Source organism: Alloalcanivorax mobilis (assembly GCF_002864685.1).
In the GTDB taxonomy this organism is placed as follows: domain Bacteria; phylum Pseudomonadota; class Gammaproteobacteria; order Pseudomonadales; family Alcanivoracaceae; genus Alloalcanivorax; species Alloalcanivorax mobilis.
Genome location: NZ_NMQZ01000003.1, coordinates 184,611 through 198,966 on the forward strand (window position 1 = coordinate 184,611; position 14,356 = coordinate 198,966).

General features: G+C 59.8%; 8 protein-coding genes. 4 read left to right on the forward strand and 4 right to left on the reverse strand.

The genetic code is table 11. The features are described from left to right. Nucleotides 1–59: 59 nt before the first annotated feature. The 4 genes from CGS25_RS03605 to CGS25_RS03620 all read right to left on the reverse strand — a co-directional run bounded on the left by CGS25_RS03605 (nucleotide 60) and on the right by CGS25_RS03620 (nucleotide 6,707). Entirely contained in the window at nucleotides 60–1,844 is a 1,785-nt protein-coding gene (locus CGS25_RS03605) for an AMP-binding protein (protein WP_101674615.1), read from the reverse strand. A gap of 340 nt (nucleotides 1,845–2,184) precedes the next feature. Further along, nucleotides 2,185–3,804 (reverse strand): class I adenylate-forming enzyme family protein, encoded by a 1,620-nt coding sequence (locus tag CGS25_RS03610; RefSeq protein WP_101674616.1) that lies wholly within the window; start codon nucleotides 3,802–3,804, stop codon nucleotides 2,185–2,187. Between the two features lie 125 nt (nucleotides 3,805–3,929). Continuing rightward, nucleotides 3,930–4,973: a BtrH N-terminal domain-containing protein gene (locus tag CGS25_RS03615; RefSeq protein ID WP_089033105.1), complete on the reverse strand. Its 1,044-nt coding sequence runs from the start codon at nucleotides 4,971–4,973 to the stop codon at nucleotides 3,930–3,932. Nucleotides 4,974–5,066: 93 nt separating this feature from the next. Next, nucleotides 5,067–6,707, reverse strand: a complete 1,641-nt coding sequence (locus tag CGS25_RS03620; RefSeq protein WP_089033106.1) for a 3-(methylthio)propionyl-CoA ligase — start codon at nucleotides 6,705–6,707, stop codon at nucleotides 5,067–5,069. A 666-nt stretch (nucleotides 6,708–7,373) separates the two neighbouring features. Between CGS25_RS03620 and CGS25_RS03625 the strand changes: the two genes are divergently transcribed. The 4 genes from CGS25_RS03625 to CGS25_RS03640 all read left to right on the forward strand — a co-directional run bounded on the left by CGS25_RS03625 (nucleotide 7,374) and on the right by CGS25_RS03640 (nucleotide 14,334). After that, a complete protein-coding gene (locus CGS25_RS03625; RefSeq protein WP_232802239.1) occupies nucleotides 7,374–8,654 on the forward strand; it encodes an OmpP1/FadL family transporter in 1,281 nt (426 codons plus the stop codon). 35 nt (nucleotides 8,655–8,689) lie between these two features. Beyond that, nucleotides 8,690–11,767 (forward strand): Ig-like domain-containing protein, encoded by a 3,078-nt coding sequence (locus tag CGS25_RS03630; protein WP_101674617.1) that lies wholly within the window; start codon nucleotides 8,690–8,692, stop codon nucleotides 11,765–11,767. A gap of 118 nt (nucleotides 11,768–11,885) precedes the next feature. Next, a complete protein-coding gene (locus CGS25_RS03635) occupies nucleotides 11,886–12,851 on the forward strand; it encodes an alpha/beta fold hydrolase (protein ID WP_232802240.1) in 966 nt (321 codons plus the stop codon). Next, entirely contained in the window at nucleotides 12,832–14,334 is a 1,503-nt protein-coding gene (locus CGS25_RS03640; RefSeq protein WP_089033108.1) for a flavin-containing monooxygenase, read from the forward strand. Before CGS25_RS03635 ends, CGS25_RS03640 begins: the two co-directional genes overlap by 20 nt. Nucleotides 14,335–14,356 lie beyond the last annotated feature (22 nt).

Here is a 14,356-nt window from a genome sequence, read left to right on the forward strand (position 1 = left end):
CGGATGGCGATATCGCCCAGTCCCCGGGGGTGCCGCCGCCGAGCATTTCCAACAGCCCGCTAACCGTGCCGGGCGACACCTTCCCAGTATTTCTCCTCAAGCTGCTTCTTCGGCAGCTTGCCGGCCAGGTTGCGGGGCAGCTCGCCAAAGTCCACGATCTTCGGCAGCTTGAATCCGTACAATCCCTCCTTTTTGCAGTGCTCGATGATCTCCTCGCGGGTGGCCTGCTGGTGCTCCTTGAGCTCAATTACCGCCGCCGGCACCTCGCCCAGGTCCTTGTCCGGCGCCCGCACCACGGCAACGTCAAGAACCGCCGGATGCTGCTTGATAACCGTCTCGATCTCATTGGGAAAAAGATTCACCCCGCCGGAGATGATCATTTCCTTGATCCGCGAAGTCAGGTACAGAAAACCATCCTCGTCCACGTAACCAATCAGACCATCGTCGTACCAGAGCTTGCCCTCGACCTCGATGTAATTCTCCTTCATCTTCTCTTCGCTGAGGCCGACATAGTTCAGCGCAAGGGCCATCGGAGAGCGCACGAGCACCTTCCCTTCCTTGCCGGGTGGGGTCCAGGTGCCGGTCTCCTCGTCATAGATCCGGCATTCCGCCGCCCGCAGCTTGCCCACGCTGTCGTAGCGCTTCGGGTTCTCCTGGTAGTCCTCGCTGGCGAGAACGCTGATCAGGCCGCTCTCCGAAGCGCCGTAGTATTCATGGAAGACATCATCCGACGCTCCCTGGTGGCGGAACAGCGCGTTGATCTCGCGCTTGACCTTGGGCGGACAAGGCGCCGCCGCGCAAATGATTACCCGCATGCTGGAAAGGTCGTATTGGGACTTCAGAGCCTCGGGCAGTGCCAGGATGCGCTCGAGCATGGTCGGGGCGACGAAGGTCCAGTTGATACGCTCGTCCTGAATAAGTTTAAGCATGAGCTCGGGATCGAACTTGCTCATGGGCACCGCGGTGCCGCCGAGAAAGAACGGCAACACCGCGATCTGTACCCCGGCATGATACAGCGGCCCCGGAATCAGCGTGCGGATGTTGTTGCTGATCGGATCCCGGATTTTGCCGATCTTGTAGAAATGAAAGGCCGATATCTGCATCAACCCCAACCGGGTCACCTCCTCCTTGGAGGCGCCCCGCCGCGCCTCGGCCGAATCCGATGTCAGCCGGTCCCGGTCGATGTTGATGTATTTCGGCGTCCCTGTGGTACCGCCGCTGTAGGTCTTTGGGGCCATGCCCAGCTTGCCGCTTGGGAGTATGGACCGGCTGTCCCGGATCAGTGACTCGTAGGCGATCATACCCTCGGGCAACTCGTCAGCATCAACCACGATGAAGTGTTCGACGGTGGTCAACTGATCACGAACCGACTGTACCGCTTCCACAAAGGCGCCCCCCAATACCAGAGCCTTTGGCGAGGCCTTGTTGATACATTCCGCCAACTCCTTGGGCTGGAGATGCCAATTGAGCATCGGCATGGGATTGTCCCTGAGCGTACAAGCCAGCATCAATTCGAACCATGGCGCGCCGTTGTGCATCACCTCGGCCACCGCCTCGCCTTCGCCGATACCCAGCCGGTGCAGGCCATTGGTCAGGCGGAGAACTCGATCCCTGAATTGACCGAAGGTGACCCGACGATCACCGTCGACAATCGCCTCACGATCTCCCCAATGCTCCCATAGAGCAAGCAGGAATTGCCGCGGAAGCTCCTGTCGCTTAAGCCGGCTACGCCACGCGGCCCGGACGCCACCAATCGCCAACGCGCCCCAACCAAACTGGCCCAAAATCTCCCTGAGGGCCGCACGGGCTTCGGGCATTGCTTTCAGCTGGGCTATAGCGGACATTTCGAAGATCTCCTGACTGGTGTTATGTTGTTATGGCAGGCGCGAGACGGGGTTGGTAACCCGCCCGTTTCCGTGGTTTCCACCGAACCGGACGCGCGCGAAGCTGGACCGCAACCCGTTCAAACTCGTCGACGATTTCGGTGTTGTCGAAACGCTTAAAAGTTCCTCCCACAGGATGCGCGGTTGCAATTAGGCCAGCCGGCTGTCTATGCAACGGTGGAAGTTTCAGCAGCACCATCTGTTCCCAACCATGGTTGCGTGACAGCAGCCTAGCGAGGTCATTTTTTGACAATACGGGGTCATTTGGAGACACCCTATGAGAGGCATGACGGCGAACCGGCTACAGGGCTCGCAATTCCTTCTTCAGAATCTTGCCCACCGGATTGCGGGGAATGGCGTTGATCAGTTTCATCTTTTCCGGCAGCTTGTAGACACTCATGCCCTGCTCCCTCAAGTAGTCGTTGATTTCCTCCAGGGTCGGCGGGTTATCCTCGTCAACAGGCACCACGCAGATACAGATCCGCTCGCCCATGATCTCGTCCGGTTGGGGTATGACCGCGACGTCCCGTACCTTGCCGAAGCCCAGCACCGCGTTCTCCACCTCCACACTGGAGATATTGTAACCACCCCGAATCACGATGTCCTTCTTGCGGTCATAGAACCCTAGGTGCCTGTCATCCCGCACGATGAAAAGGTCGCCGGTGCGGAAAAAGCCGTCATAAGTGAACGAAGCCGCGGTAATATCCGGGCGCTGAAAGTAGCCCGCGAACACACCCGGGCTGCGATAGCAAAGCTCGCCGATGCCACCTGGTTCGGTTATCTCCTCATCCTCATCGCCGAGAATTTTCAGCTCGACCCCGCTGACGCCGGAAGGCCATTGGACTCCTGCCTCGCCCCACCAGGGCAGGTGATCCACCCGCATCTCCAGGTCCGGCACATCGGCCGGGCCGGCTACCAGACTGGTGCCCTCGTTCTGGCCCCAGATGTTGACGATCTCGATGCCCCAGCGGCGCTTGAACTCCTGCATCGACCAGGCCGAGGGGGGCGCCGAACCAGTGGTGATGGTCCTCACGCTGGAGAGATCCAGCTGGTCCACGTTGGGCAGCTTGACAATCATGTTCAGCATTGCCGGTACCAGAATCGTGTACTCGATGTGCTCCTCGGTCAGCTGGCGCAACAGGATTTCCGGCGTAATCGGATGATGCAGCACCAGGGTGCCCCCCGCCGCCAGCCAGGGGAGGTAGTTCACCCCTACCGCCGTCATGTTCACCAGCGGTGCCACACACAGGATACGGTCACCCTCGCGCAGGCCACAGGTGGTGAACACCAGGTTGGTCATGTACTCCCAGTTGTTGTGGCTCATGGGGCAGCCCTTGGGGTTTGACTCAGTGCCCGAAGTCCAGCACAGGGTGAAGATGTCATTGGCATCCACCGGCACCTCCGGGACCCGGCCCGGATCTCCATGGGCGATATCGGTCAGCGCCGCCAGACCAATGTAGTGCTCGAAGCCCAGCTCCTGCCCCAGGGCCCGGTAATCAAAGCCGTGGAAGCTTTCCACCGAGGCGTAGAATCTGGCGCCGGTGATCTCTTTCACATAGCCCACATCCTTGCTTCGCCATTGCAGGGGCAACGCGGAAAGCAGACCGCCGGCCTTGGCCGCCGCCAGATAGAGCATGGCCAGCTCCCAGATGTTCGGCAACTGCGCCACCAGTAGGTCGTCCTTGCCGAAGCCCCGGCGTGCCAGCTCGGCGGCGGTGGCGTCCACGGCCCGACCAAACTCGGCCCAGCTGAGCCGCTGGGGCGGTGTGCCGACCAGCTCGTCACGATTGGGTGGATCCACCACCGCTTCCCGGTCCGGGTAGGCGGCACGATTGGCGGCAAAGCGATCCAGCAGGGTTCTGTCACCCCAGTAGCCTTTATCGGAGTATTCCTCGATCAGTTCAGGTTCGTGTAAGATCATTTACCCTATTCCTCCAAGCTTATTGGCCCCAACCGAGTCCGCGCTCGCTGCGCCTTACCGCCTTGTGGTTCATGGCTGGCATCCGCGAGCGGCGGGTCGGGTCTCGCCGGCGCTCACCGCCGACTCTACGGGCTTGCCGCCTCCTCCAGCGCCTGCACCGCGCGTTGCTCGGATGACGGGAGTTGTTCGGCATGGACGACGAGCGCCCGCCAGTCAAGCTGATCGGCGGCGGCATATGTAGCAAGACGGCTCCAGGCGTTGGCGCAGTCGAGCAGGACGTCGGCGGCACGGGCAAAGGATCGATCGCCAGTGAGGCGGGCAACCTCGGCGCAGAATTCCGCTTCGAGGCGGCGGAACAAGCCACCGCCTGTGCCGGCTTTCTCGACGAAGACCGGTAAGACCCTTAGCGATGCGTTAAGCTGGTCATCAGTCAGGCTATCTCCCCAGGTGGCCAGATCGTCGACGAAGATATTGACGCCCTTCAGGCCGGAGGCGACCACACCATCGGCGGGCAGGTCCGCCGGATCGAACAGCGTCGCATCCGTGCCGCGCATATTGCGCGCCGCGCTTGCCGCTGCATCGCGCGCCACCGGCAGTAGCTCAGGCAGCCGATCAGGAAAGCGTATCGGGTAAGTCGCGTGGCGATTGGGATCGGGAAAGCCATGGGAGGCACGAGCTCGCGCCAGAGCTTTTAGGGGGACTTCCTGCACCTCCTCGCGATCGTTGTCCACCACCCGGGCGACGCCGCGCCTCTCGTCGTAGCCGATGACGACGATGTCATGACGGGTGTTGGATAAACGTACCCTGAGATACGGCAGCTCGGCGATGTCAGCCCAGATCATCACGGGACGGCCGGCGTCGATTTCGTCGGCGACCCAGCGCCAACCCTCGTCCGGATCGTCGGTTTGGCGACGCTCGGTTTCAATGCCGAGGCGGTGGCAGAAGTCGAGCTCCATGTCACCGTTGCGCCCTACCAGGTAGATGGGAGGCGTGAGTTCGGATACTCTCATATACATAAAGGACAGTCCGCCGCCGAGGCCGAACACGAGCCCCTCGCCCGGCGGCCCGTCCCAGCCAAGCCCGGCCCATTCCAACAGGTCGCGCAGTGCGCCCGAGCCGCAGTGCCCACCCATCCGGTGGGGATAGTTGGAGATTTGCACGCTTTTCATTCCACTACTCCAGCTGTGTTCAAAGACCTGAGCCAACGCCGGTTGGCGTACCGCGAGCTCACTCCGCCGACGAGGCGCGGATCGAGGCCTTTTTTAACCGCCAACCTCTGGGAACGAATAGTCCTTGAACTGCTCGCGCAATTTGGCCTTCTGCAGCTTGCCGGTCGCCCCGTGCGGCAGTTCGTCGACGAATACCACGTCATCCGGCAGCCACCATTTCGCGACCCGCTGGCTCAGATAGTCGATCACGCCCTGCTTGTCGAGCTGGCTGTCCGGCTCGCGCACCACCACCAGAAGCGGCCGCTCGTCCCATTTCGGATGATGCACCGCGATGACCGCTGCCTCGGCGATCTCGGGATGCCCCACCGCTTCGTTCTCAAGATCGATGGAACTGATCCACTCGCCACCGGACTTGATCACGTCCTTGGTGCGGTCGACGATCTCCATGTAGCCTTCGGGGTCGATCTTGGAAACATCGCCGGTGCGAAACCAGCCCTCGCTGTCGAAGGCCTTGGCGCTGGCTTCAGGGTTTTCGTAGTAGCCGCTGATGATCGCCGGGCCGCGCACCAGCAGCTCACCGAAGGACTTGCCGTCCCGCGGCAGCGCTTGACCGTCGTCGTTGACGATCTTCATCTCCACCCCGAACACCGCACGCCCCTGCTTGGCCTTGATGTCGAACTGCCGATCAAGCGGCAGATCGGCGTCCTTGGGACGGATCATCGAAACCGTGCCGATCGGACTCATCTCGGTCATGCCCCAGCCCTGCTGGCCTTCGACGCCGTACTTCTCCTGGAATTCGCGCATCATCGCCCGTGGCGCGGCCGAGCCGCCGATAAGAACACGCTTGAGCGAGGTGAACTTCTGCTCGGTCTTACGCATATGACCAAGAAGCCCGAGCCACACGGTGGGCACGCCCCAGGCCTCGGTGACGCCCTCGTTATTGATCAGCTCGGCCAGGCTCTCGCCATCGAGCTTCGGCCCCGGGAAGACGATCTTCGCGCCCACCATTGGCGCGAAGTAGGGGACGCCCCAGGCGTTAACGTGGAACATCGGCACCACCGGCAGCACGGCACTCTCCTCGCCCAGATTCATTCCGGGGATGGTCAACACCGAGAAGGCGTGCAGCAGCGTCGAGCGGTGCGAGTACAGCACCCCCTTGGGATTGCCGGTGGTGCCGGAGGTATAGCAGAGCGACGAAGCGGTATGCTCGTCGAACTCCGGCCAGGCCATTTCATCGGACTGCTCGCCGACCAATTCCTCGTAGCACATCACGTTGGGCAGCGAGGTTTCGGGCATATGAGCGCGGTCGGTCATGACGACGTAGCCCTTCACGCCTTCAAACAGACCTTGCAACTTCTCCAGCAATGGAACGAAGGTCAGATCAAGGAAAATGTACTGATCCTTGGCGTGATTGACGATGTAGCCGAACTGCTCGACCGGCAGACGCGGATTGATTGTGTGACAGATCGCCCCAATGCCGGAGACCGCGTAATACAGCTCCAAGTGCCGATAGGTGTTCCAGGCCACCGTCGCGATGCGATCCCCGGCCTGGACACCCAGCGACTTGAGCGCGTTGGCCAACTGGCGGCTACGCTTGGCCGCATCTTCGTAGTTGTAACGGTGCAGGCCGCCTTCCGGAGTCCGGGACACGATCTCCTGCTCTGGATAGCTGGCGGCCGCGTACTCGATGATCTGGGAAATCATCAAAGGCCGGTCCATCATTAATCCACGCATCTGTCTCTCCTCAATCAGTCGATTTTCTCTGGCGGTTTCTGTCGGATGGCGTATTCGGAACCGCAACAGTCGACAGAACAAAATAGTATTTTTGAGCGCACTGGAGGCCCCGCGATGTTGCTTCCTAACCAAGCGCTTGCTCAAGACCCTATCCTTCTTTAACTTCGATAGGCAAGAACAAGAGCCGCCCCAGAGCGGTCAAGGACCACTCTCCGCGCGATGTCCCGAGCCCGTGTGCTGCTCGCGAAACCGGAGCATCACGCCGCCAGTGGCCGGGCAGCTCCAAGGTGCCGAAAGTGGCCCAGATCCACGAGGACTTCCCCCGCACCGGGACCGGCAAGGCCAGAAGCGCATCATACGCACCGAACTGCGCGACTTTTTCGCTGGAGCGGAAGGCGGCTGGCGACGACAACACCGTAAAACCTTAAATTTTCATTGACTGATAAGAAATTTTTCGTATTGCCTCAAAAACAAGTCCAGCGCATTGTTTGTTCGACCAAACAAAGCATGCCAAATGCCACCCCCGAATAACAAAAAGGATGATTCCCTATGACGATAATCAGGTCTCACCATCAGTCCCGCGGATATCTTTTCCTCCCCAACGCGGGTCTTCGGGTCCGTCGTGCCTTGGCCGTTCTGATAGTCGTGCTGCTCCCATGCGAGGTAATGGCCGGAGCGGGCGATGCAGCAAGCACCTACGGCCTGGGCCCCATTCACGCCGGCTCGGCCCAGGCATTCAGCGCTTTCCACAGCGGTGCTTGGGCCACCTACTACAACCCGGCGGCACTTGCGCGCTCGCCGGAAGGTGAACTCACAGTGGTCTTTCAGCACGGTGACCAGGAGTTGCGTGCCGAATCACTCGGCGGAGCCGCACCATTCGATCGCGAAAACGATGTGCTCACGGACCAGAGTTCGGAGTTGCTGCTTCTTGGTATCAAGACCCGTGTCGCCGGCGCGGCGGACTTGGACACACCGATTTATCTTGGTATTAACGTCGGCGTGGATGAGTATGCCTCCAACGCACTGCCTTTCGCGGCCAATACCAGCCAGGAAGGCCAGTTCCTGCGTTTTGAGTCGCAACCCCTGTATCTCGCTTTTGGCGGTGCGGTTGGCAACGTCCTGCGCGGCGTTGATATCGGTGCCTCGGCAAGACTCACGCTGGCGGCCCAGGCCCGCCTTGAAGCGGTCTCCGATCTGTCCGGCAATACCGACTCCGAAGAGCTCTCCCTGGAAGCCGAACCGACATTGACGCCCTCGCTGGGCATTAACGTCAATTTGAGCGACACGCTGTGCGGTTCGAGCGCCTGCCTGCCTTTCGCGCTTAAACCGGAGCTGGCGTTGTTCTATCGAGGGGAATCGGAGTACGACGTCAGCGTGGACGCCAACGTGGTGATTCCTGGCGTCATACCCGAGCCGGGCCTTGATCTTGCACTGGCGACTCTCGACACGTTCCAGCCCCAGGTGTACGGAATCGGATTGCTGGTGCCTTTAGGTAAATTCGAGCTGGTTGCGGCTGTAGAGCGCCAGTATTGGTCCGATCTGGATAGTGAATTCGCCAGTGACACGGTCAGGGACCAGGCTGGACTGCGCTTTAATGACACCACCGTTCCCCGCATCGGCGTCCGCTACACATGGTCGGACGCTCTTAAACTTTATGGGGGTGTGGCCGTCGAGGATTCCCCACTTCAATCGACCCGGTCCCAGGATGTCAACTTCCTCGACAGCGACCGTATCGTGGTCGGTGTTGGCGCCGATTACCGCCTGAAACGCGCGCCGGTGATCAATATGCCCCTTGTGATGTCCCTGGCTTATCAATACCAGCAGCTTGATGAAAGAGAGTTCAACCTCACATCCATCAACTCGCCAACCAATCCCAGCCCCTACGAGACCGTTCGCGTGGATGGCGACATACACGTCATCTCGGGTTCCCTGTCACTCAAATTCTAGACCGCGATGGCGGAGCCGAATTCAGGAGAGTAGAGATGAATAAGCAAATAAACATTCGTCCGCGGTACGTTTCGTTTGCCCTTTGGGTGTTCGGGCTGATGTTGATCAGTGCGTGCGGCGATGACGAAGGCAAAGTCGCCAATCCATGGCGCGCTTCGGACACACTGGTGTTCGCATACCCCTACCCCGGCCAGCAGGAGGTGCCGACGAGCGGCAATGTCGTGCTGCGTTTCTCCACCACACTGAGTGACGAAGTGAGCGGCGATGTCGAGGACCGTCTGCGGCTCGCCGACGACGCCGGAAACACCGTGCCCTATACCCCCGAAGTGATCGATGGCGGCCGGGGACTGGTACTGAAACCACGGACTTCACTGTCGCCCAATACGCATTATCGGCTGAGTGTCAGCGAGGCGGGCCTGGGTCGTATCGACGATACCGTGTTCAAAAATTTTCAATTTCACACGATGGGCGCCCATGCGGGGTTCGCCGACGCCGTCGGCAATGACGGCTTTAAGATACTTGGCATCACCCCTCTGGATCCCGATCCACTGCTGGCCGGCATCCAGGACGCCAGAATAAATGATATGAGCACGCTACGCATGGTCTTCAACCGACCGCTCGACCCGACCACCACCGTTTATGGCAAGCAGATCACGCTTGTCGACGACCAGGGCCAGCTGATCGACGCCTCCGTGCTACTGCAGGGGCGCTATTTGATACTGGATCCACGCCGGGACCTCGACTCGGTGGAATACACGTTAGCATTATCGGGGCTGCGCAGTCGTGACGGCTCTCTACTGCCGGAAGTCGAGCGCCAGTTCACACCCATGGGCACGCAGCCGCGCGAAACCACGGTCATCAAGGTCGGTTCCCTAGGCGAGCAACAGCCGGACCTGCAATCCCAGCTGACGGGAAGACCGGTCAATCAGGTGCCACTGGACAGCTTTATCATCGGTGACAGCGCCGTTACCGAACTAACAGGCTCGCTAGCCGCGGACCTGGGCTTTGTCCCGGACTTTGCCGATGCCGTCCCCCTCCGGGTGCCGGCCGGCACGGTACTGCGAGGCGCGCCGGTCGATGTCAACATTCTGGGGGAAATCCCCGCCGGTATCGAGACCGGCGACCTGCAGATTACCCTTCTCAGTGACGCCAACGGCTATCTGATTCCCAATCCCTTCAGTACCGAGGCGACGGCGCCTCGCTATGCACTGCTGAGAATGGATGCGGCCATGACCGCGGAGGGAACCATCGCCAATGCCGCCCTCAGTCAGAATCTGCTCAATATCCAGGTCGTCGGTCTCGCCATTGTCGAGGATGGCAAGCTGGTGCTGGATGCGATCTCCGTGGTCGACCCCGACATTCTCGGCCTTGAAAAGGCTGGTGCCCAATTATCCTTCCGCATGGAGTCCTTCGCCGGGCAGCGAAACCCGCCAATGCCTGAGCCGGATCTACGCCCTCTGGAATTACAATCCTGGTTGCCGGGTGAGGACTTCCAGGCCAACACACGCCCGGGGGATCCGGTCATTCTGAACTTTAACAAGGCGATTGATCCTGCGTCGGCGTTTCTTGATGGCGCTATCAACGTCCAGGTTAACGGCACTTCGCTACCACCTGAAGACGTCTCGATGCGTGTCGACGGCGCCACCGTCATCCTCGAAGGCACCGGAATCGTGGAGCACAACCAGGACGTTGAAATCATACTGACCAGCCAACTACGGGACACGGCGGGCAACCCGCTGAGCAAGGATTACACCCTTGATATGCGCCTTGACGATCTGTTTTTGCCGAATGGCAACCGCGACAGCCTTCGTGCACCCTTGGTAGCCGCTGTTTTCCCCGGATACCCCTGTGCTCTGACCGACGCCCGGTTAACCGATGAACGATCACAATGGCGTAACGGGCGCTGCCAGGGCGGCCAGGGAAGCGACCCCCTGTTCCCCGTGGTCGGGCTTTTTCGAGAGTACCCTATACGGGTCATCTTCAACCGCCGTATAGATCCGGCAACAGTCAACGGCGACACTTTTTTCGTCGAGCGTCGCGATGCCGGTGGGGATTGGCAAACGGTGCCAGGCCATCTCGACGTGCTGGCGCAACGGGTCGAGTTTTTCCCTGACAGCCCTTGGCGAGACGGTCAGCTATATCGCTATACGTTGCGCTCGGAGCCCACCAGTCCCGACTGCGGAAACAACGCCATCTGCACACTGGACGGTGCTGCCTTGCAAACACGCCAACTGTCACAGAGCAGCGACACGGCTCCAGCGCCGCGCGAGGGAGGCCCCGATATGGTGAACCACTTTGTCGTGACCGGTGACGACCAGCGTTATACCCTCGTATCCCTGCGTTCCCTACCGACGGTCGACGTCAATGCCAATCTACAGGTCGACAATTCAGAACAAGGTGCTACCGACAACAATGGTGTCATCAAGGCGCCCGCCAACCACCTGCGGTTGGAGCTGCGGGACACCGGGGGCGTGATTACCAACGCCAACCTGGGCTGCTCAATTGGCGAGGACTGTCCGGAGAAACGCTTCGCCTTCGTCAGCACCGGCGCGTTGCAGGCCGGCCCCCGGGAATACGACTCCGCCGTCTCCATCAACCGTCGACTGATTGACGGTAACCCGGACACGGATGATCGGACCACGGGCGCTGTTCTTGTTTCCGTCTTTCCAACCACGCTGACCACCACGCAAGTCTTTCTCGAAGCCAGAGCGTTAGGCCTTATCACCATTGGTCTCGAGACAGGTCCCTTGGTTCTGCGTTTACTACCCGAGGGCGATTCACCGTTTATTGAAGGCTACATCACCGAGACAGAGGACGGTCCCTGGTTCAGCACCACTTTCGACCTGTTGATAGACGCGCCTGAACTGGAACCTAGGTTGATTATTGAACTTGGGCACGATATTCGCAGCAAACGGGTTAACAACGTCACTCTCGAAGGACCGCTTCGGTTCGTCGACGATGGCAGACTGATACTCAAGGTCTCCAATCCCGACCCGCTGACCATTCCCGCCAACATCGACCTGATCGGCATCGGTCTGGCGTCGGTTGAACTTGAAGCACCTCCCTTGGGAGTGGACCTGACCTTCACGTTCCTTCCGGTGAAGGATTTTTAACGTCTTTTACCCTGGCCGTTACAAGCTGGTCTGGAAGGGGCTGGAGAAACATTGCCGTTGATATATTCAATCTGTAACATTGGTTGGACGACCAAATGCATTGCCAAAAGAGTTGACTATGACTGACCCTCACACGACGACATCCTCCGCGCATTGCGGCCTTCGACGCGGTGTTCGGGTGCGATTCACTGGCAGTGACGGGTTGAGCCTGTGGGCCAGCCGCCATGGTGAAGACACGGCGCCCCCCGTATTGCTCCTGCACGGCGGCGGGCAGACCCGCCATGCCTGGTCCGACACGGCGATCGCGCTGGCCGATGCCGGCTACTGCGCGTTTAGCCTGGACGCACGAGGCCACGGCGAAAGCGACTGGTCTCGAGAAGGCGACTACAGTGCCCGAGCCCTTGCAGCGGACCTCAGCGCGGTGATTCGCTCGCTACCGGCCCGGCCAGTTATCGTCGGCGCGTCCATGGGTGGTCTGACCGCTTTGCTTACACTTGGCGAAGACGCCTCCCTGGATTGCGAGGCGCTGGTACTGGTCGACGTGGCGCCAAGATTGGAACCTCGGGGCGTCCGCCGGATCATCGAATTCATGCGTCATCATCAGGACGGATTCGAAACGCTGGAGCAGGTACGCGATGCTATCACCGCCTACAACCCGCGCCGCCCGCCATCAAAAGATCTCTCCGGGCTACGCAAAAACCTGCGGCAACACAGTAATGGCCGGTTTTACTGGCACTGGGACCCAGCTTTTCTCAACCACGCGAACGCGCCAACCAAGGCCGGGAGCATGTTCGACCGCGCAAGGCTGGAGCTGGCGGCCCGCCAGTTGGACGTACCGGTGCTTTTGATACGTGGCTACTACAGCGATGTTCTTAGTGACCGGGGCGCAACAGAGTTGCTCACTCTAATCCCCGAGGCACGTTATGTCGTTCTGGAACAGGCCGGCCATATGGTCGCCGGAGACCGTAACAGTGTTTTCACCGAGGCGGTATTGGGATTTCTGCAAGAACGGCCAGCCGCCACTGAGCCGGAATCGTGCCGCACTGCCACTACGGAGCAACACCATGAAACACCCTTATCTTGATGTTCTGATCGTCGGGGCGGGCCTGTCGGGAATTGGCGCGGCCTGTCACTTAAAGGAAAAATGCCCCAACGTCCGTTTTGGAATCGTTGAACGACGCAAACGGATCGGAGGCACCTGGGATTTATTCCGCTATCCCGGCGTCCGCTCCGATTCCGACATGTTTACCCTGGGTTATAACTTTCGACCCTGGACCGATACCAAGATGCTTGCCGACGGCCCTTCTATCCGTCGGTATATTGACGACACCGCACGCGAATACGGTGTGAAACGTCGAATCCAGTTCGGTCTGAAAGTGATCTCGCAATCCTGGCATAGCGAAAACAAACACTGGATCGTCAAAGCCATCGACGAGGCAACCGATGAGGAGCACCAGTTCAGCACCGGCTTTGTATTCAATTGCACCGGATATTACAAGTACGACTCCGGTTACACGCCGGAGATTCCGGGGATCAACCAATTCCGCGGTGACGTGATCCATCCGCAACACTGGCCGGAAAACTACGATTACAGTGGCAAACGGGTGGTGGTTATTGGCAGTGGCGCCACTGCCGTGACGCTGGTACCGGCTATGGCCGACAAGGCGGATCATGTAGTGATGCTGCAGCGCTCGCCCACCTATGTAGCCACCGTGCCAGAGCAGGATCTGATATCCAGGAACCTGCGCCGCATTCTGCCGGAGATGGCTGTTTACCGGCTGGCCCGGGCCCGCAATATTCTGTTGCAGAGAGCGGTATATCGGCTTTCTCTGAGTAAGCCCAAGGCGATGCGACGCCTGCTTCTGGCGACCGCGCGCCGGCAGCTCGGCCCGGAGGTCGACATGCGGCATTTCCAGCCCCATTACAATCCCTGGGAAGAACGCATGTGCGCCGTTCCCAAGGGTGATCTCTTCAAGGTTATCCGCGAAGGCCAGGCCTCCGTGGTCACCGACCACATCGAAGCGGTCACCGAAACCGGGATCCAATTGAAGTCCGGCGCTCATATCGACGCTGATGTTCTGATCACAGCCACTGGCCTTGATTTGCAGCTGTTCGGTGGCGCGAGGTTGGAAGTCGACGGCCGTGAGGTTCATGTGGCGGACGCCCTGATGTACAAGGGACTGATGCTCGAAGGGGTACCAAATATGGCCCTGGTGTTCGGTTACACCAACGCTTCTTGGACGCTGAAGGCCGACATCGCCTCTGAATTCGTCTGCCGCCTCCTGAATCACATGCGCGATATTGGCGCCCGGGTGGTCACACCCGTCGATGGGCAAGGGAGCAAGACCCAGATGAACTTCCTTAACTTACGTTCCGGATATGTTCTTCGCGCCAACGACCGCCTCCCTCGTCAGGGCAGCAGGACCCCCTGGCAGAATCTTGATGACTATTTACGTGACCTGCCCGCATTACGCTATGGCAACCTCGAGGATGGCCACCTTCGTTTTGAGGGAAGTAGCATCAAGCGCGGAAGGAACCGCGTATTTCGCAAGTTACTGAGTGCCTGATCCGCCTACCTGTTGGAGCATA